14 protein-coding genes are annotated in these 19030 nt (G+C 68.7%); 5 read left to right on the top strand and 9 right to left on the bottom strand.

Going from position 1 to position 19030, the window contains the following annotated elements; genetic code table 11:
• Positions 1-72 precede the first annotated feature (72 nt).
• Positions 73-360 (bottom strand): hypothetical protein, encoded by a 288-nt coding sequence (locus tag AC3A6X_RS22625; protein ID WP_106558933.1) that lies wholly within the window; start codon positions 358-360, stop codon positions 73-75.
• Positions 361-493: 133 nt separating this feature from the next.
• Positions 494-967 (bottom strand): ferritin-like domain-containing protein, encoded by a 474-nt coding sequence (locus AC3A6X_RS22620; RefSeq protein ID WP_487844311.1) that lies wholly within the window; start codon positions 965-967, stop codon positions 494-496.
• 281 nt (positions 968-1248) lie between these two features.
• Here AC3A6X_RS22620 and AC3A6X_RS22615 point away from each other — a divergent pair, with 281 nt between their 5' ends.
• From AC3A6X_RS22615 to AC3A6X_RS22605, 3 genes are read left to right on the top strand one after another with little or no spacing between them, the layout of a single operon-like run.
• Positions 1249-3384 carry a CHAT domain-containing protein gene (locus AC3A6X_RS22615; protein WP_487844310.1) on the top strand — a complete coding sequence of 712 codons (2136 nt, stop codon included), beginning with the start codon at positions 1249-1251 and terminating at the stop codon, positions 3382-3384.
• A complete protein-coding gene (locus AC3A6X_RS22610; RefSeq protein WP_487844309.1) occupies positions 3381-5096 on the top strand; it encodes a ShlB/FhaC/HecB family hemolysin secretion/activation protein in 1716 nt (571 codons plus the stop codon). Before AC3A6X_RS22615 ends, AC3A6X_RS22610 begins: the two co-directional genes overlap by 4 nt.
• A gap of 1 nt (position 5097) precedes the next feature.
• A complete protein-coding gene (locus tag AC3A6X_RS22605; RefSeq protein WP_487844308.1) occupies positions 5098-8925 on the top strand; it encodes a two-partner secretion domain-containing protein in 3828 nt (1275 codons plus the stop codon).
• Between the two features lie 12 nt (positions 8926-8937).
• Here AC3A6X_RS22605 and AC3A6X_RS22600 read toward each other — a convergent pair whose 3' ends face one another.
• The 3 genes from AC3A6X_RS22600 to AC3A6X_RS22590 all read right to left on the bottom strand — a co-directional run bounded on the left by AC3A6X_RS22600 (position 8938) and on the right by AC3A6X_RS22590 (position 13025).
• Entirely contained in the window at positions 8938-9717 is a 780-nt protein-coding gene (locus AC3A6X_RS22600; protein ID WP_487844307.1) for a hypothetical protein, read from the bottom strand.
• Positions 9718-9822: 105 nt separating this feature from the next.
• Positions 9823-12159: a hypothetical protein gene (locus AC3A6X_RS22595; protein ID WP_487844306.1), complete on the bottom strand. Its 2337-nt coding sequence runs from the start codon at positions 12157-12159 to the stop codon at positions 9823-9825.
• A gap of 191 nt (positions 12160-12350) precedes the next feature.
• Positions 12351-13025 carry a hypothetical protein gene (locus tag AC3A6X_RS22590; RefSeq protein ID WP_487844305.1) on the bottom strand — a complete coding sequence of 225 codons (675 nt, stop codon included), beginning with the start codon at positions 13023-13025 and terminating at the stop codon, positions 12351-12353.
• A 58-nt stretch (positions 13026-13083) separates the two neighbouring features.
• Between AC3A6X_RS22590 and chrA the strand changes: the two genes are divergently transcribed.
• Both chrA and AC3A6X_RS22580 read left to right on the top strand, forming a co-directional pair.
• Positions 13084-14457 carry a chromate efflux transporter gene (gene chrA, locus AC3A6X_RS22585; protein ID WP_487844304.1) on the top strand — a complete coding sequence of 458 codons (1374 nt, stop codon included), beginning with the start codon at positions 13084-13086 and terminating at the stop codon, positions 14455-14457.
• 135 nt (positions 14458-14592) lie between these two features.
• Positions 14593-14979: a VOC family protein gene (locus AC3A6X_RS22580; RefSeq protein WP_487844303.1), complete on the top strand. Its 387-nt coding sequence runs from the start codon at positions 14593-14595 to the stop codon at positions 14977-14979.
• Here the strand turns inward: AC3A6X_RS22580 and AC3A6X_RS22575 are convergent, their stop codons facing one another.
• The 4 genes from AC3A6X_RS22575 to AC3A6X_RS22560 are packed head-to-tail and all read right to left on the bottom strand — an operon-like array spanning position 14980 to position 19016.
• On the bottom strand, positions 14980-15903 hold the full coding sequence (locus tag AC3A6X_RS22575; protein WP_487844302.1) for an SMP-30/gluconolactonase/LRE family protein: 924 nt from the start codon (positions 15901-15903) through the stop codon (positions 14980-14982).
• Positions 15904-15913: 10 nt separating this feature from the next.
• Positions 15914-16891 carry a Bug family tripartite tricarboxylate transporter substrate binding protein gene (locus tag AC3A6X_RS22570; protein WP_487844301.1) on the bottom strand — a complete coding sequence of 326 codons (978 nt, stop codon included), beginning with the start codon at positions 16889-16891 and terminating at the stop codon, positions 15914-15916.
• Positions 16892-16894: 3 nt separating this feature from the next.
• Entirely contained in the window at positions 16895-18091 is a 1197-nt protein-coding gene (locus AC3A6X_RS22565) for a CaiB/BaiF CoA transferase family protein (RefSeq protein ID WP_487844300.1), read from the bottom strand.
• Entirely contained in the window at positions 18084-19016 is a 933-nt protein-coding gene (locus AC3A6X_RS22560; protein WP_487844299.1) for a hydroxymethylglutaryl-CoA lyase, read from the bottom strand. The genes AC3A6X_RS22565 and AC3A6X_RS22560 overlap by 8 nt, the downstream gene beginning before the upstream one ends.
• Positions 19017-19030: the final 14 nt, after the last annotated feature.

The following is a 19030-nucleotide window of genomic DNA, read 5'->3' as shown; positions in this document are numbered from 1 at the left end:
GTCTTCATGCGCGAGGGCCTGGCCTGCGCCGAATGGCCCTGCATTGCCGCCCCGGCCGAGCCCGGGGGGCGCTCAGGCAACGTAGCGCACGCGCCGGTTCGACAGCTTCACCAGCAGTTCGTCGGCCACCTCGACTGCGCGGTGTTCCATGACCGCAACCGGGTAGCTGCCGATCACGATGTTGTCGAAGCTGACGGTGGCATAGCTGAATTCGCGGCCCAGGGCGGCCGCTGCATCCTGCAGGCACTGGGCCACCGTGGGCAGCCCTTCGCGCGCGTAGCGACGGGTGCCGTCGCCGATGCCGATGTACGAGTTGAAGTTTCGCTCGCCGCGTTTCGTGATTTCGACGGCAGGTTGCATCGCTGTTCTCCCAGAGTTCGCTGGGGCGATTCTGGCGAGCAGGCGGGCCGTGCGGAACTGGCCATTGGTCTAATTTGCCGCCTGGGTCCTTCATCTTGAGGAGGCCGCCCGGCCTGCGCGGCCTCCTCCTTGCTCAGCTGCGGGCGCGCGCCTGGTCGCGCAGCATCTTCACCTGGTCATGGTTGCGTTGCGCGCCCTCGGCCTGCCGCTCGACCACGCCGCGCACATCGGCCGGCAGGTTGTACTTCAGGGCCTTGCGGTAGCGCGCCAGGGCCGCGTCCTCGCCGCGCTCGCATTCCTCGAGCATCGAGAGATCGCTGTTGGCGCCCACCATCCCCTTCACATGCACCCAGCCGCGATGCATCGCGCCGGCGGCGGTGCCGCCCTCGGCCGGCTTGCCGCCCTGGGCCAGGATCATCTGCGAGAGCTCGCTCGCCGCCTGCGCGCAGGAGGCAGCACGGTCGCTGAACAAGCGCTTCATCTCGGCCGACTTCACCTCCTCGGCGCAGGTGCGAAAGCCGTATTCGCCGTCGCGCGCGTTCTCGAGCAGGTCATTCAGGATGTCGGCCACCTCTTCGGCGGCCAGGACTTCGTTATCCACTGCCATGAAAGTACTCCTTGGAATCAGCGGTCCCCGACGCGGGAACGCTTGCTGGTGCCTTCATGATTGAGGCTCGGGCCGCCCGCCACGTCAGCCTCGCCTGACGCCGCCTGTAGGGCGGTGCCGCCCGCAGGCATAGCCCCTACTCCCTTCGCGCTAGACCGTATTGCGAATAGCCTGCCCCCCACCCCCCTCCTAGACTCGCCCCCGACGAGGTCTGAGGGGCGCGCACTTCGCGCGTCGGCGGCACGCGAGCGCGGGCCGCGACGACCGCGCGCGGGGGTCGAATGCAAAGTCTTTCGGGGTTCGGACGGGCGCACCTTGCGCGCAGGTGGATCGGCGCAGGCGCTCTCGGAATCGCGGCGCTGCTCGGTGGCCCTTGGGCGCTGGCACAAGCGCCCGATGCCGAGGCCGCGGCCAGCAAGCAAGAACAGGCGCGGCTTGCCGACACCGACACGCTGCTCGCGCTCAGCAACGACGGCGCCGTGCTCTACGGGCAGGACAGTCCCAAGCTCTCGGGCTACCAGTACTGCAGCCAGGCCGTGGCGCTGGCCGAGGCGGGCGAGTTCCGCCAGAGCGTGCGGGCGGCGAGCAAAGCGTTGCACCTGGCCAACACCACGCGCGATCCCAACCTGCTCGCGATGGCGAACCGCGACCTCGCCATCGTCTACAGCTACTCCGGCCAGCTGGAGAAGGCCGAGGAATTCGCGCGCGAGGCGCTCAAGCACGAAGCGCGCGACCCCAAGCTGGTCGTCGGGCCGGCGAACAAGGTCATCGGCGACGTGCAGACGCGGCGCGGCGACTACGCCGGCGCGGTCGCCACCTACGAGACCGCGCTGGCCAACAGCTCGGAGCGCTACGCGCCGCTGGTGCAGTCCTCGCTGGTCAATGCCTTGATCGAATCGGGCGATACCTCGCGCGCGCGGCAGCTGCTCGGCACGCTGCCGACGCCGCGCGAGGCGCCGCTTGCCGCGCAGCTGGAGCGCACCCGCGCGCGGCTGCTGCTGGCCGAGAACAAGCCGGCCGAGGCGCGCGATCTCTACATGCAGCTGACCACGCGCGCCGTCGGCACCGACAGCGGCTACTACCGGCTCTGGGCCTGGGACGGCGTGGCGCGCAGCGAGCTCGCGCTCGGGCAGAAGCAGGCGGCGGCCGATGCGGTGGGCCGCGCGCTCGGCAGCGTCGATGCGGTGCGCGCGAAGTTCCGCAGCGAGGAATTCAAGATGGGCCTGTTCTCCGACCTGCAGTCGGTGTTCGAGCGCGGGGTGGGGCTCTACAGCGATGTGGGCGATTCACGCCAGGCCTTCGAGCTCAGCGAGCGCAGCCGTTCGCGCGCGCTGCTCGACGCGGTGCGCGGCCGGGCGCGGCTGAACAGCGAGGCCGCCGCGGTGGTGGACCTGGCGACGCTGCAGCGCACGCTGGCGCCGGACGAACGCGTGCTGCAGTTCCATGCGCTGCCCGACCGCCTGCAGGCCTGGGTGGTGAGCCCGGCCGGCATCGAGGCCAAGAGCATCGCGATCAAGCGCGACGACCTCATCGAGCTGGTCGAGACCTTCCGCAACTCGGTGGTGCGCGGGCGGCGCGCCGCCATCGGCAATGCCGACAAGCTGGGCGCCGCGCTGATCGGCCCGCTGGGCCTGAAGGCCGGCGAGCGCCTGGTGATCGTGCCGCATGGCCCCTTGCACTACCTGCCCTTCCAGGCGCTGCGCATCGACGGCCGCTACCTGATCGAGACGCATCCGGTCTCCGTCGCGCCCTCGATGAGCATTGCGATCCAGCTGGCGCAGCGCTCGCCGCGTGCCGAGGCGGTGCTCACTGCCTTCGGCAATCCCCGCATCGAGGACAAGTACGACCTGCCGGGTGCCGAGACCGAGGTCAAGCAGCTGGCCCGGCTGTTCCCGCGCAACAGCGTCTACATGGGCGCTGCCGCGACCAAGACGCAGTTCCGCGACGTCGCCGCGCGCGCGCCGCTGATGCACGTGGCCGCCCATGCCGAGGCCGACCAGGTCGATCCGCTGTATTCGCGCATCCTGCTGGCCAACGAGGACGGCAAGCAGAACTTCCTGGAGGCGCACGAGATCCTGGGCCTGCCGATGCAGGGCAGCGCGCTGGTCACGCTCTCGGCCTGCGAGTCGGGCCTGGGCCGCGTCACGCAGGGCGACGAGGTGCTGGGCTTCACACGCTCCTTTCTCTCCGCGGGCACCGGCAGCCTGATCTCCTCGTTGTGGCCGGTCTCGGACGACGCCACCGCCATCCTGATGGGCACGCTCTACGGTGAACTGGCCAAGGGCAGGGACATCCAGCAGGCCATGCAGGCCGGGCAGCTGGCCGTATTGAAGGAACCTCGCATGTCGCATCCCTTCTTCTGGGCCCCGTTCAACCTGATCGGCAACTGGCGGCTCAAGGTGGGGAGCCCGGCATGAGGGGGCCACACGCACGGTCGAGGCCCTCGCAGATTCGCCCTGTCGCACTCGCCGCCTCGTCGCTCGTGGTGGTGGCGCTGGCGCTGGCCGCCTCGCGTGTCCACGCGGCCGGCGATGCGCCCGTCACGCTCGCGCCCACCAAGGACCCGTGCGGCAGCTGCGACCGCCCCGTGGCCCAGGCACCCGCCGCGCCGCAGGGCCTGCCGGCGCCGCCCGCGCCGGTGGCCAGCTTCCGGCTCAACGACCTGCGGCTCAACGGCGCGCGGGCGCTCAGCAGCGAGGAGCTGCAAGCCATCACGCGCCCCTACATCGGCCGCGACGTCACGCTGGCCGACCTGGAGTCGCTGGCGCAGGCCATCACCGCCAAGTACCGCGAGCGCGGCTATTTCCTCGCGCAGGCCGTCGTGCCGGTGCAGACGGTGCAGGGCGGGGTGGTCGAGATCAGCGTGATCGAAGGCCGGCTCGGCAAGGTCGAGGTGGTGGTCGCCCCCGATGCGCCCATCAGCGAGGAACGCGTGCGCGCCTTCCTCGCGCCGGTGCAGTCCGGCGAGGCGATCCACGGGCAGCGCTACGAGCGCGCGATGCTGCTGCTGTCGGACCAGCCCGGCATTCGCGTCTCCTCCGGCCTGCAGGAAGGCACCCAGCCCGGCACCACCGACCTCACGGTCGAGGTCGCGGCCGGGCCGCGCTGGGTCTTCAGCGCCGAGGCCGACAACCACGGCACCAAGGAGTCGGGCCGCTATCGCGTGGGCGGCACGGCGCGCTGGCTCAGCCCGGCCGGCATCGGCGACAACCTCGATCTGCGCGCGATGGTGTCGGACGACGGCCTGTGGTTCGGTCGCGCTTCCTACGAGGCGCCCATCGGCGCGAGCGGCCTGCGTGCCGGCATCGGCCTGGCGCGCGTGCGCTACGAGCTGGGCGGCCAGTTCGCCGACCTGGATGCGCGAGGCCGCGCCGATGTGTTCGACGTCTCGCTCAACTACCCGCTGATCCGCCAGCGCCAGCAGAACCTGTTCCTTCGCCTGTCGGCCGACCACAAGAAACTCGAGGACGAGTTCGGGGCGTTGAACTTCACCTCCGACAAGCGCATCCGCGGCCTCGGCCTGGGCTGGTCCTGGGAGCGGCGCGACGAGCTGCTGGGCGGCGGCTACTGGGCGAGCTCCGGCACGCTCTACCACGGCAAGCTCGACATCCGCGATCCGCAGACCCTGGCCTTCGACCAGGGCATCGGCGGCCATCGCACCGACGGCGGCTTCACCAAGGCGAGCTTCCTGTTCTCGCGGCTGCAGTCCATCATCCCGCGGCACTCGCTGTTTCTCTCGGTGGGCGGCCAGTGGGCCAACAAGAACCTCGATGCCTCGGAGAAGCTGGCGCTCGGCGGCGCGCGCGCGGTGCGGGCCTACCCTTCCGGCGAGGTGCTGGCCGACGAGGGCTGGATCGGCACCGTCGAATGGCGCTGGTCCTACAACGAAGAGTTGACGCCCTTCGTGTTCTACGACGCGGCCCGCGGCAAGCTCACGCGCGATCCCACCCTCTTCGACGGCGAGAACAAGCTGAGCCTGCGCGGGTACGGCGTCGGCGTCTCATGGTCGCGGCCCGGCAACTTCTCCATCAACGCGACGCTCGCCTGGCGCGACGGCACCCGGCCGGCGCAGACCGACGGCGGCGGCCGCAATCCGCGCCTCTACGTGCAAGCACAAAAGGCCTTCTGACATGAACTCCCAACCGAAGCCGAGGCGAGCCGAGCGCACACGGCCTGCGCATTTCCCCTTGCGCCCGGTGGCGCTGGCGCTGGCCTGCATGAGCGTCGCTGCGCCCGCCCTGGCGCAGCTGCCGACGTGGAACAACTTCGTCGTGCGCGGCGGCACCGTGGCAGTGGGCAGCGGGCCGGGCAACCTGCCGGTCACGGCCGCCGGCGTGCCCTCGGCCGCGGGCACCATCCTGCCGATCACGCAGGGCACGGCGCGCGCCATCATCGACTGGCAGGGCTTCTCGATCGGGCCGGGGAACGCGGTCAACATCACGCAGCAGGCGGGCCCGCGCAGCGTGCTGCTCAACCGCGTGACAGGCAACGACCTTTCCACCATCGCCGGCTCGATGACCGCCAACGGCCGCGTGTTCCTGGTCAACCCCAACGGCGTGCTGTTCGCGAGCGGCTCGGCGGTCAACGTCGGCGGGCTGGTTGCCTCCACGCTCAAGATGGGCACCAGCGACGCGGACTTCATGGGCGGCAGCGAGCGGCTGGTGTTCCAACAAGAGGGCAACGTGCTGCGCACGGTGGAAAACCGCGGCAGCATCACCGCCGTCGGCGGCGGCACCGTGGCGCTGATCGGCGGGAGCGCCGGCAACAGCGGCAGCATGGTGGCGCAGGGCGGCACGGCCGCGCTGGTGTCGGCCGACACGGTGACGGTCGATTTCGCGGGCGACGGCCTCACCACCTTCAAGGTCTCGCCGGGCCTCTTCGGCAGCGTGAGCAACAACGGCCTGGTGCAGGCCGACGGCGGCCGCGTGGTGCTGATGACCACCGGTGGCAGCGAGGTGGGGCAGGGCGTGGTCAACAACCGAGGCGTGCTGCGCGCCGACACGCTGTCTTCGCGCAACGGAGAGATCGTGCTCGACAGCGGCAGCTCGGCGGGCGGCGTCACCATCAACGGCGGCCTGCTCTCGGCCAGGGGCAACGAATCCGGACTGCAGGGCGGCACGATCGATGTCACCGGGCGCACCATCCTGCTGCAGCCCTACGTGCCGCCGGTGGCGGCCGCGGTGGTTCCGCTGCCGAACGACAGCGGCATCGTCGACGCGAGCGGCGCGGCCGGCGGCGGGCGCATCCGGCTGCATGCCACGGCGGTCGGCGGCAACGCGCAGACGGGCGCCATCGCGGTTGCCGCCGGCAGCCGCATCGGCGCCGACGCCACGATCGCCGGCAACGGCGGCGACATCCGCCTGCTGGGAGAGCGCACGCTGCGCGCCTACGGCACGATCACGGCGCGGGGAGGGCCGGCCGGCGGCAACGGCGGCTTCATCGAGACCTCCGGTGGCTATGCCGTGCCCGCCGGCGACAACAACGGCGGCATCGACCTCGCGGGCCTGAGCACCGATGCCTCGGCGCCGAACGGGACGGCCGGCCAGTGGATGATCGATCCCTTCGATGTGACCATCGTCAACGGCGATGCCGACGGCAGCCTGACCGGCAATCCCTTCGTGCCGGTCGCCGCGTCGACCATCCAGGACGGCGACATCAACGCGGCGCTCAACGGCGGCACCAGCGTGCGCATCACCACCGGCGACCCGGGCGCCGGATCGGCGTTCCTCGGCGACATCTTCATGGACGACGTGCAGATCGAGTACACGGGCAACAAGGGCCCGCTCACCCTGCAGCTGGATGCCCACCGCAGCGTGCGCGGCAATACCGCCTCGGTGATCGCCTCGGTCGGCGATCCGCTGAACGTGATCTTCAACGCCGACGTCAATGGCGCCGGCGCCGCAGTGGGCGGCGGCCAGGTCAGCTACAGCGGTGCGATCTACAGCAACGGCGGCAACGTCGTCATGAACGGCGCGTGGGCGAATGCCAGCAACGGCATGTGCAGCATCTGCCTGACGACGGCGCTGATCGACACGCGCACCGGCAACCAGCAGCTGACGCCCGGCGTGCCCGGCGCGTACACCGGCGGCAGCGACGCGGGCCTGGGCGGCGCGGTGCAGTTGCGGGGCATCAGCACTCTCGGCGATACCTTCCAGACCAGCGTCGGCGCGGTCTACGTCCAGAACAGCACCATCAGCACCGCGACCGGCGACATCTCGATCTTCGGCAGCCACAGCACGGGCAGCGGCGTGCGGCTCGAGAACTTCCAGAGCGTCGGCACGTTCAGCACCACCAGCGGCAACATCTCCGTGACCGGCATCGGCACTTTCAACAACAACGTCGCGGGAGCCCCGGGACATGGTGTCGAGATCAACAGCGAGACGCTGCGCACCGTCAGCGGCAACATCACGGTGACCGGCCGCCGCCTGGCCGGCGGCCCGGTGGCCGGCTCGGGCGTGTTGCTGCAGGACGGCGCGTTGCTGCAGACCACCGGCGGCGGCGACATCTTCGTGACCGGGCAATACGACGGCACCGGCGCCGGCGTGAACATCGCGCCCCCGGCGTCGACCACCTCGGGGCCGGGCGGGCAGATCGACGGCAGCCGCAACGTGGTGCTGCGCGCAGTCAACGACGGCAGCACCGATGCGCTGGTCATCGGCGACACGGTGCACGCCGGCAATGCGATCGACCTGCGGCCGGGCGGCGTCGACCTCGCGGGCAACGCGCTGGACCGCACCGACCTGCCGATCGCCATCGGCAGCACCGTCAACACCGGCTTCGCGGTCTCGGCCGCCGAGCTCGGACTGATCACCACGCCGACGTTGGTGGCCGGCAGCGACACGCACGCGGCCGACATCACCGTGGTGGGGCCCTTGGCGCTGGCCTCGGCGCTCACGCTGCACAACGGCGCAGGCGGCAACATCCGCCTCGCCGCTCCGGTGTCCACGCCGCAGCTGGGCCTGCTGAGCGCGGGCGACATCACGCAGGCCGCGGGCACGGCCATCACGGCCGGCGCGCTGCTGGCGCGCTCCAGCGGCGGCAATGTGCTGCTCACCCAGCCGGGCAACAACGTCGCCGTGGTCGGCGGCAGCGCGGCCGGGCGCTTCGAATACACCGACGCCGATGCACTGGCGCTGAGCACGCCCGCGGTCACCAGCTTCAATGCCGCCACCAACCTGGCGCAGACGGTGTCCGGCACGACCGTGAGCGCCGACCGGGTGCTGGTGCGCACGCTGAGCGGCGACCTCTCGCTCGGCACCAACGTCACGAGCACCACCAGCACCGACCTGGTGGCGGCTGCGCGCTTCCAGAACCTGGGCGCCTACACCATCGCCGGCGCGCCCTGGCGCGTGTGGGCCGACACCTGGGTCGGCGAAACACGCGGCGGGCTGTTCGGCTCGGGCCTGCTGCCCAACCTCTACCACTGTGCCTACCTGGGCCTGTGCACGGTGACGGTGACGGCCGCCGACAACCATTTCATCTACGCGCAGCAGCCCGCGGTAATCGTGCTGGTCAACAGCGCGGCGCGGCCTGGCGGCTTTCCCAATCCGCTGTTCACCTACAGCATCACGGGCCTGATCCTCGGCGACACCGGGGCGGGCTTCGCGGGCACGCTGAGCAGCCCGGCCACGTCCTTCAGCGTGAGGGGCACGTACCCGATCAACGGCAGCTTCAGCTCGGCCGAGGGCTATGCGGTCACCGTGGTGCCGGGCGTGCTCACCGTGGGCGGGCTGGTGGAACTGATCAAGCCCGACCTGGTGCGCGACAACCCGAGCACCTGGCTCTATGACCGCAACATCGGGCCGGCGCCCATCTGCCTGGCGACCGGACCGCTGGAAGGCGACCGCGCCGCGCAGGGCGGCGACGTGCTGGCGCGCGAATGGTCGCGCGTGCGCTCGCGGCCCAATCTCACGAACTGCATCGATACGGAGCGGCGCAATGGGTGTGGGGACTTCTGATTCCGCGCGAGCTCATCGCCGGGCCAGCGCGCGGCCGAAGTCCCCGGTGTAGGTGCGTTGCCCCTGGTGCGCCAGGCGCGAGCGCGCATCGGCGCACACCTTGCCGCCCAGCGCCTGCCAGCGCCGGCAGAAGGCGTAGTCCTCGCTCAGGTAGCGCCCGTTGTCGGGTTCGGCCATGACATCGAAGAAGCGGTAGTGCGGCCAGGTGCGCGAGGCCGGGTCATCGGGATGCGCGTCGGGCGTGTAGCGCAGTTCGGGACACGCCGCCGCGATCCGCTCGAGCACGCTGCGCGCAATGAGCATGAAGCCGGTGGGTGCGTCCAGCACTTCGAGGAAGCCGTCTTCGTCCACCGCGCCCGGCGCTTGCAAGGCATTGGTCGGAAAGCGCGCATGGGCCGCCTCGAACTGCTCGCGCGTGGTACCGGCCGGCAGCGGCGCGTGCAGCCCTTCGGCCGGCCAGCCCTCGCTCTTCACCGGATAGACCCCGGCCACCACCTCGCGCCCCGCCAGCAGCAGGCGCAGTGCGGCCTCGGGCTCGAAGCCGATGTCGGCATCGATCCAGAACAGATGGGTCCAGCGCGCATCGGCCATGAATTCGGCCGCCAGCCGGTTGCGCGCGCGCGGGATCAGGCTGTCGCCGTCGAGAAAGCGCGTCTGCATCGCGAAGCCGTGGGTCCAGGCCAGGTTCACCAGTCCGAGCAGGCTGCGGACGTAGATCGAGCTCAGCGCGCCGCCGTAGCTTGGCGTGGCGATGAAAGGACGGATGGTCTTCAGGGCCGAGGGGTCGAGCATCGGCGCATTGTGGGGCGTGGCGGTGGGATCGGGAAGGCGGTGCTGCGTTCAGCAGCGCAGGCATGCGGCGGAGGTGATGCCCAACGGGCGATCCGCCTATTGGTCCTAGCCAGGGCCCAGTCCCATCCCGGTTCGACGGCCCGGGGGAAACTTCGAGGAGATTTCACGCCACGCACTCTTGCCCATCTTTGCTTCAACGGCCTCGCGCACATGCAGGAGGCGTAGATGCACGTTGAACTTGCGCACCATTGCGCCTACGGCATGATTGGCAAGACGGTCTGGATAGAACCTGCATGGAGAAGAATCGCCCGCAAGGCTGATGAGTGCATGCGCCGCTGCTGCGAACAACTTCACGCTTCTGGTCGGATCAAGATTTTCTATCCACTCGAACGTGTCGCTTCCCAGTTGCTCGTCGCTCAGCATGGCTCGCAGGACATTGTGCAAGGCTTGATCCGACAGCAACGGTGTGCCATTCACTTGAGATTCCAGCATGGCGTCCAGGGCCCGCTGAGCCCAGGGGTACTTCAATCGATGCAGCAGTTCATCCGCCCCGCCGCGCAGGCCGTCTGCAGCGGCAGCATCGATTGCTTTCAGTCCCATCAGAAGCATGGGATCGCCCGAGAACGCGGTGTTCATGTCAAGCATGACCCACATGAGCCTCCATCCACGGGCCCACGGATGAACGTGCTGGATCTGGTAATCAGAGAGGTCGGTATAGTTTCTCCAAGTTGCTATCTGTTTGAAAGTGGCCAACGGCGCCTCCTCCAAGACTTCCTCGATAGGACCTTTTCCACCATCCTCAAACCGTACTGTGATCGCCGGCAAAGCGACACCCAGATCGACGCGATGTGCGAGTTCGTTGAACAACGAGATGAGCGTGGGATTGTTCGATTTACCCAGGCGAAGGCAGTCCACCACGATCTGCGCGGCCAACCTTCGACCCTGATCCATCATCAGAATGACGTCAAGCTCCAGGGAATGCTCGTCACTGCAAAGCCGGCACAACGCGTCGACCATGCGCACCACGATGTCGTCGATGTCACCCTGTTCACGTGCGACTCCTCCCATCATCTGCTGGACCGCAAATCGCTGGTGTTCCACCCTCCGGAAGACGATTGAAAGAATCGTGGCGGCCAGCCGCGAGCACTCCGCGTCGCCGGTCGCAACGAGCACCACAGCCATCCGCAGCGCCACCACATCCCGCTTGTCTCCGGCCGCTGCAAGCTTTTCGCGCACGGCCTCGGCAAGTCTCCTTCGTGCCGTGTTGCATAACTCCGGGTACGGGCATTCACGGATGGCGAGGGCGGCCGCGTACAAGTCCCCGGTTTCGACAGCACTCCGAAAGCGATCGGCCAAGTCGATCAGCGCGTTTGCAAGCTTTCCGATGGCCTGACTGGTCTTGCTCTTCGTCAAAATCGAAAAGCGGCGTTTCGCGGTCGCGTCTCGCTCCATCAGTATCGACTGCAGGCTGCTTGTGTGAGCCTCATAAAGCTGATCGCTCAACCGCACAACGAGCCAACCCCCCACCAACATGAGGTGAGACCTCAGCGCGATGCCGTCGCTTTCGTCGATCTCGTCGCTCAACTCTGCAAGCCCAAGCAGGCGGTTCGCGCACACGCGAGAGTCCTGCTCGGCCGCCGCCTGCTCCACTGCAACGCACAGGACTTCGCTTCGCACGGTGGCCGGGCAGCCGTCGACCAAGTCGCGCGTCAGCTCCGGGAGCTGAGTCATGTCGCTCAGCTTCGCGGCGTATTCCGCGAGTTCACGCTCGTCCGCGCCAAGGGGCAACTCGTCCAGGGCGGAACAGGTCATGGAGATCATCGTCACTGCCCGGGAAAGATTAGGGGCTTGCGGTTCGGTGGTCTTGAGTTCGACGGCGACCGACAGGAGCATGTGGATTTCCACGAGGCATTTGGCCGTGCCCAGCTCCCGACCGCGTTCCAGCGTCAGGCGCACGGCCTCGACGAGCTCGTCGTCTTCCAGCTGGTTGAGCAACTCCACGGTGAGCTGTGGAAAAAACGCCGCCACGCTCTTCCTTGTCGCTGACGAGCACGACGGCAACAGGCCGAAAAACTCGTGAAATCGCTTGTTAGTCAACGCATCGTGGGCGGCGGCGTCCAGCGCCCTGTTCATGGAATTGCGGACTTTCCGAACCTTGCTGCTCCTCAAACGCTCGACGCGCTCGCTTCCACACAGCCTCAGCAGCTCGAGCCGCACCGACGGCTCGCACACGCGAATGAGCGTGCAGGCCGCCATAAGGCGATCCGCGTCCACCAGGATTACGATGGCCTTGGCAATGTTGCCTATGGCCTGCTTGCCGAGCATCGAAGGCGCGACGGCCCGGCCTTCCTTGACGATCATCAGGCCCTCGAGAAGGGGCTTAACGTCTTTCCATTGCTCGCAGCAATCCTCTTTCGCCAGAGGCGGCAGTGGCTTGGTCACGCGCGTTCCGCCTCTATCCAGCCGATCGACTGTCCACCGGTTTGTCTCGGGTGTTGGGGGCTCGGTCCGCTCGGTCGAGACAACGCTTTGCCTCTTCCCAAATAGCATAGAGATAGGTCTCACGGTATTTGCCCGTCTGAAGTAAGTTGGAAATGTGCAGCGCTTGCGAAGCAAGCGGGCTTCTGCTGCGCTCAGCAGCGCAGGAATGCGCCCGAGCCGATCTCCGCCAGCCCGACGCCGGAGTTCGGCAACGGATCGGGTGGCTCGGGACGGAGACGGACGGTCCACGACTCGCCGGTTCGTCTGAATGCATCCATCACCCCGGCCCATTCGCCCGGATCGGGGGGGATGGCGGGGACGATCATGGACAAGGTCAGCAAGCCCGTCTGTCGATGGACATCGACAGCCCAGTGCGCACCCTCGCCCGTCCAGCGTGCCAGGATGTCCTGCTCGTGGCGCGGCTCGTCTTCGTCGAAGTCGCGATCCTCGTCGGCTTCCACGATGGCCTGGAGTAGCTCGGCGCGCACATAGCCTGCGCCGGCGAACAGTTCGACCCGGCCGTCCGGCAGCATGGCGGCGTGGACCTGCAGGCGCCCTTCCGCCTCGAACACGAGGCTGCCATCGACGCTGACGCACGTTGGCGCCTGCTGTATCGAGGCAAGATACAAATCGAGGCTGTGACCTAATAGAGCCGTCATCTTGGTGTCGCTCCTCTGGGGAATGGTTATGCCGCTGAGTAACGGAACTTTCGCTTTGGTTCCATCACGGCGGAAGATGACGTGACACGGCGAAGAGGGCCGCGATTCATGATGCGTGCCCTGACCCACCCTGAAATCGGAGAGCCATGAGACGTCGATGCCCCCCACGGATGAATTACCGCCCCGGTCCGGGCGAGGCAGAAACGCCCCTGGCGGGGCACGCCTCGTGAGCGCCGCTCCTGCCAAGGTGGACGAAGCGATCGCCCCACGCGCCCGCGTCACCTTCGCCGAAGCCTTCCGCTTCTGGCTCAAGCTCGGCTTCATCAGCTTCGGCGGGCCGGCAGGGCAGATCGCGATCATGCACACCGAGCTGGTCGAGCGCCGCCGATGGATCAGCGAGAAGCGCTTCCTCCACGCGCTGAACTACTGCATGCTGCTGCCCGGCCCAGAAGCCCAGCAGCTGGCCACCTACATCGGCTGGCTGATGCACCGGGCCTGGGGGGGCATCGTCGCCGGCGCGCTGTTCGTGCTGCCCTCGCTGTTCATCCTGATCGCGCTGTCGTGGATCTACCTGCGCTTCGGCGACGTGCCGGTGGTGGCCGGCCTCTTCTACGGCATCAAGCCGGCCGTCACGGCGCTGGTGCTGCACGCGGCGCACCGCATCGGCACGCGGGCACTGCGCAACCGCTGGATGTGGGGCATTGCCGCGGCGGCATTCGTGGCCATCTTCGCCTTCGACACGCCTTTTCCTGCGATCGTTGTCGCGGCCGGCCTGATCGGCCATTTCGGCGCGCGCCGTGCACCGGCGGTGTTCGCGCTCGGCGGCGGCCATGGTGGCGCCCAGCACAGCTATGGGCCGGCGCTGATCGACGACGACACACCGACACCGCCTCACGCGCGCTTCTCGCGCGGCCGCCTGGCGAGGCTGCTGGCCGTCGGAGTCGGGATGTGGGCGGTGGCCATGGGCGCACTCGTCGCGACGCAGGGCCTGCAGGGAACGCTGACGCAGATGGGCTGGTTCTTCACCAAGGCGGCGCTCCTGACCTTCGGCGGCGCCTACGCGGTGCTCCCCTATGTCTACCAGGGCGCGGTCGAGCAGCACCACTGGCTGTCGGGCGCGCAGATGATCGATGGCCTGGCGCTGGGCGAGACGACGCCGGGGCCGCTGATCATGGTCGTGGCCTTCGTGGGCTTCGTGGGCGGGTGGCTGCGGCAGGTGCTTGGGCCCGAGGCCCTTTTTCTCGGCGGCGCGCTGGCTGCAACGGTGGTCACCTTCTTCACCTTCCTGCCCTCCTTCGTCTTCATCCTGGCCGGCGGTCCACTGGTCGAGGCGACGCACGGCAAGCTGGGCTTCACCGCGCCGCTGTCGGCGATCACCGCGGCGGTGGTGGGCGTGATCCTGAACCTGGCGCTGTTCTTCGCGTACCACGTGCTGTGGCCGCAAGGCTTCGGCGGCCGCTTCGACCTCGTGTCAGCTGTCATCGTGATGGCGGCAACCCTCGCCCTGTTCCGCTTCAAGATCGGCGTGATGCCGCTGCTCGGCGCCTGTGCGCTGGCCGGACTCGCCGTCACGCTGGGCAGGCCCTTGCTCTTTACCTGAAGAACGTTCCAAAGGCATTCGGTCGAGCCGACGGCAGGGGCGGGCCGTTGCGCGGCCGGCCTGCGTGTTCCTTCGGATGGTCAAGCGCGCGCCGAAGGCCTACAACCGGCGGACCCAGGCCAAAAGGAGCGCGCCATGACCCCACTCGCCGCCAGCAGCGTCGTCTGCATGCTGCCCGTGAAAGACCTCGCCCGTGCGCGCCGGTTCTATGAGGAGGGGCTCGGCCTCGAACCCGTCGGAGCCAAGCCGGACGGCAAGTTCGTCTACCGCTGCGGCGGCACCGAACTGGCCCTGTTTCCCAAGCCGGAGGGCACCAAGGCCGAACACACGGCGCTCAGCTTCAAGGTGGAGCGCATCGAAGAAGCGGTCGCGGCGCTCGAGCAGCGTGGCGTTCGCTTCGCGGACTACGACCTGCCGGGGCTGAAAACGGTCCAGCACGTCTGCGTGCTGGGCTCGGAGAAGGCCGCGTGGTTCGAAGATCCGGAAGGCAACATCCTCTGCCTGCACGAGGACCTGGCCTGATCAAGGCCAATGCGAGAACAGCGGCGCGCCCGCCATCGGCAGCTGGGCCGTCAGCACGCTGCCCGTGGCCGATTCGGTCATCACCAGCTCGCGCGTGCCGGGCCGGAACGCGAGGTTGGTGACCGTCTGACCCGCGGGGCTGCGCACGAAGTGCGTGACTTCGCCGCGCGCATTCAGCACGAAAGCGCCGCCCAGGCTGGCATGGGCCACCACGAGGCTGCCGTCGGCCGCGAGGGCCAGGCCATCGGGCCCGCTGATGCCGAAGAAGGTCTGGAAGGCGCCCATCTTCGAAATGCTGCCGTCAGGCAGCAGTGGCGCGCGCCACACCTGGTTGCCGCGCGTGACGGCGAGGAAGAGCACTCGCCCGTCTTCACTGACCGCGATGCCGTTTGGGCTGGGTGCGTTGGCGAGCAGCCGGTCCAGCTTGTCATCGGTGCCGAGGCGGTAGACGCGGCCTGTGGGATCGTGCAGGCCGGTCTGGCCCTGGTCGGTGAAATAGAGCCGGCCTTCGGCGTCGAAGCTCAAGTCGTTCACGCCCTTGAATGACTCGCTGTTTCGATGCGCGAGCACCGGCGTGATGTCCCCGCTCGCCGCATCGAGCTTCAGGATGCCGCGCCGGTAGTCGGCGATCCGGAGGCTCCCGTCCGCATGGATCGCCAGGCCGTTGGGCCAGCCCTCGTACTGCACGACCAGTTCCCATTCGAGCGCCGGCGTGACGCGGAAGATGCGGCCATGGGGAATGTCGGTCACGTAGAGGTTGCCGGCGCGGTCGAAGGCCGGCCCTTCGAGGAAGCTGTCCATTACGTGGCCCGGCTTGTTGGCATCGACCCAGTCGGTGCGGCGTGCTTCGCGAAAGGCCTCGGGCAGCCGCGTCAGCACCCGGGCCTCGATGAGCTCGGGGGGAGTGAAGCTCAGGTTCCACATCGCGCGCCCCTCACTCGGGCTGCACGCCGGCCGCCTTGATGACCGCACCCCAGTCCTGGGTCTGGCGCTTGACGTAGTTCTGGAACTCTGCCGTCGCCATGCCCCCGGGCGACGCGCCCTGCTCGGCGAAGCGCTTGACCACCTCCGGCGAGGCCAGTGCCTTCTTCACCTCGGCCTGGAGCTTGTCGACGACCGCCTGCGGCGTGCCCTTGGGCGCAGCGATGCCGAACCAGTTGGTGGCGTCGAAGGCTTTCATGCCGGCCTCGGCGCTGGTCGGCACCTCGGGCAGCGCGTCGAGCCGCTTGGGCGAAGTGACCAGCAGCGCGCGCACCTTGCCGCCCTTGACCTGCGGGATCGCGGTGGGCGCGGCGGTCACCAGCACATCGACCTGACCCGAGACCACGCCCAGCATCGCCTCACCCGCCCCCTTGTAGGGCACGTGCGTGAGGGCGAGCTTGCCATGCTGCTTGAACAGCTCACCGCCGAGGTGCGTGGAGCTGCCCACGCCGCCGGAACCGAAGGTGAGCTTGTCGGGACTCTTGCGCGCGGCCTCGACCAGGTCCTGCACCGTCTTGTAGGGCGAGGCCGCGCCGACCACCAGCACCAGCGGCGCGTCGACGATGGTGGTCACCGGCACCAGGCCGCCCGCGTGGTCCCATGGCAGCTTCTTGAACAGGTGCGGCAGCATCGCGTAGGTGGTGTCGTTGACGAGGAGGGTGCCGCCGTCCGGCGCGGACTTCGCCACCAGGTCGGAGCCGATGGTGCCGCTGGCACCGGCCTTGTTCTCGACGTAGAAGGACTTGCCGGACTGCTCCGTGAGCTTCTGTGCAATCTGGCGCGCCGCGTAGTCGGTGGTGCCGCCAGGTGCGTAGGGCACCACCAGGCGCACGGGCTTGTCGGGCCAGTCGGCCGCCTGGGTTGGCGTGATAGCGGCAAGCGCGCAGGCCGCCGCCGCGGCGCCCAGCGTCGCGCGAATCGATGTCCTCATGGGTCAGTCTCCGGAAGTGACGTTGTGTTGCCTGAGCGCGGCGATCTCCGCCTCGCTGTAGCCGACCTCGCGCAGCAGTTCGCCGGTGTGCTCGCCCAGCAGCGGCGGCTGCAGCCGGATGCCCGGCCGCTCGCCGCCCAAAGTGAAGGGCATCAGCGGCACCTTGGATTCGCTGCCGTCGTTCATGCGCACCGGCGCCAGGCCGCCGGTGGCGTTCAGGTGCGGGTCGTCGAAGAGTTCGTGCGGCTTGGCGATGGGTGCGAAGGGCAGCTCATTCTTCTCGAACACGGCGCTGAGCTCGGCCGCGCTGTAGCCGGCGAGGTGCGAGCGCAGCACGGGCATCATCCAGTCGCGCGCGAGCACGCGGTCGTTGTTGGTCTTCAGGCGCGGGTCGGCCAGCATGTCCTCGAGGCCGAAGGCCTTGCAGAAGATGATCCACTGCTTGTCGCTGACCGCGGCCAGGAAGATCTGCTCGCCGTCCTTGACGGTGAAGACGTCGTACACCGCCCAGGCGGAGATGCGGCTGGGCATCGGATCGGCCGCCTTCCCCGTGGCCGCGAACTGCATCATGTGCTGCGCAACGAGGAAGATGTTGTTCTCGAACAGCGCCGACTGCACTTCGCAGCCTTCGCCGGTCTGCTCGCGCTGGCGCAGCGCCGCCATCGCGCCGATGGCGCCGAACATGCCGCCCATGATGTCGTTGACGCTGGTGCCGGCGCGCAGCGGGTCGCCGATGCGGCCGGTCATGTAGGCCAGGCCGCCCATCATCTGCACCACCTCGTCGAGCGCGGTGCGGTGGTCGTAGGGGCCGGGCAGAAAGCCCTTGTGGCTCACGTAGATGAGGCGCGGGTTGAGCTTCTTCAGGCTCTCGTAGTCCAGGCCCAGTTTCTTCATGGTGCCGGGCTTGAAGTTCTCGCTCACGATGTCGGCGCCGGCGATCAGGCGCAGCGCGGCCTCCACGCCCTCGGGCTGCTTGAGGTCGAGCGCGATGCTCTTCTTGTTGCGGTTGAAGGTGGGAAAGAAGCCCGCGCCGGAGCCCAGCAGGCGCCGTGTGGCATCGCCATCGATGGGCTCGACCTTGATGACCTCGGCGCCGAGGTCGGCCAGGAGCATGCCGCAGGTCGGGCCCATCACCATGTGGGTGAACTCGACGACGCGGACGCCGGCGTAGGGGAGTTTCTTCTCCGTGCTGTCAGACATGTGCAGTTCCTTGAACGAAGCCCTTGGGCAGTCCGGCCTCGGGCGTCATGCCGTAGACCGGTTCGCCCGGCAGGCCGGCGATGAGCGGCGCGCGGGCCGCGATGAGCTTGTCGATGTCGATGCCGGTGGCGACACCCATGGCCTCGAACATGAAGACCAGGTCCTCGGTCACCACGTTGCCCGAGGCGCCGGGCGCATAGGGGCAGCCGCCCAGGCCGCCGAGCGAGGCATCGAAGGTGCGCACGCCCTCCTCGTAGGCCGCGAGGCAGTTGGCGAGGCCCAGGCCGCGCGTGTTGTGCATGTGGGCCGCGCCGGCCTTGTCGCCCAGCTCGGCGCGCAGCCGCCTGAAGAGCCGCCGCACCTGCGCCGGGTTGGCGTAGCCGACGGTGTCGGACAAGCCCGATTCGTCGGCACCCGCTGCCACGCACTGCACGGCGAGGCGGATCACCTCGTCCTCCGGCACCTCGCCCTGCAGCGTGCAGCCGAAGGCGGTGGAGATGCCGGCCTCGAGCTTGACATGCGGCGCGATGTCGCGGCGCAGTTGCGCGATGGCGCGCACCTCCTCGACCATCTCCTCGCGCGTCTTGCGCACATTGGCCAGCGAGTGGGCAACGCTGGCCGACACCGGCATGGTGAGCTTGTGCACGCCGGCGGCGAGCGCGGCCTCGGCGCCTTTGCGGTTGGGCACCAGCGCCATGACGGTGAGGCCGGGCAGCGTGACGGCATGGCGCACCACCTCGGCGGCATCGGCCATCTGCGGCAGGAGGCGGGCCGGGACGAAAGAGGCGACCTCGATCTCGCGCACGCCGGCGGCGTGGAGGGCGTCGATCCAGCGCAGCTTGTCCGCCGTGGGCATCGTGGCCTTGACGGACTGCAGGCCGTCGCGCGGGCCGACCTCGCTGATCAGCACATCGGGGCTTGGCATCGGGCTTGTCTCCT

Source organism: Variovorax sp. Soil_C_12, assembly GCF_057657375.1.
This window is presented reverse-complemented; position numbering and strand designations above follow the sequence as displayed.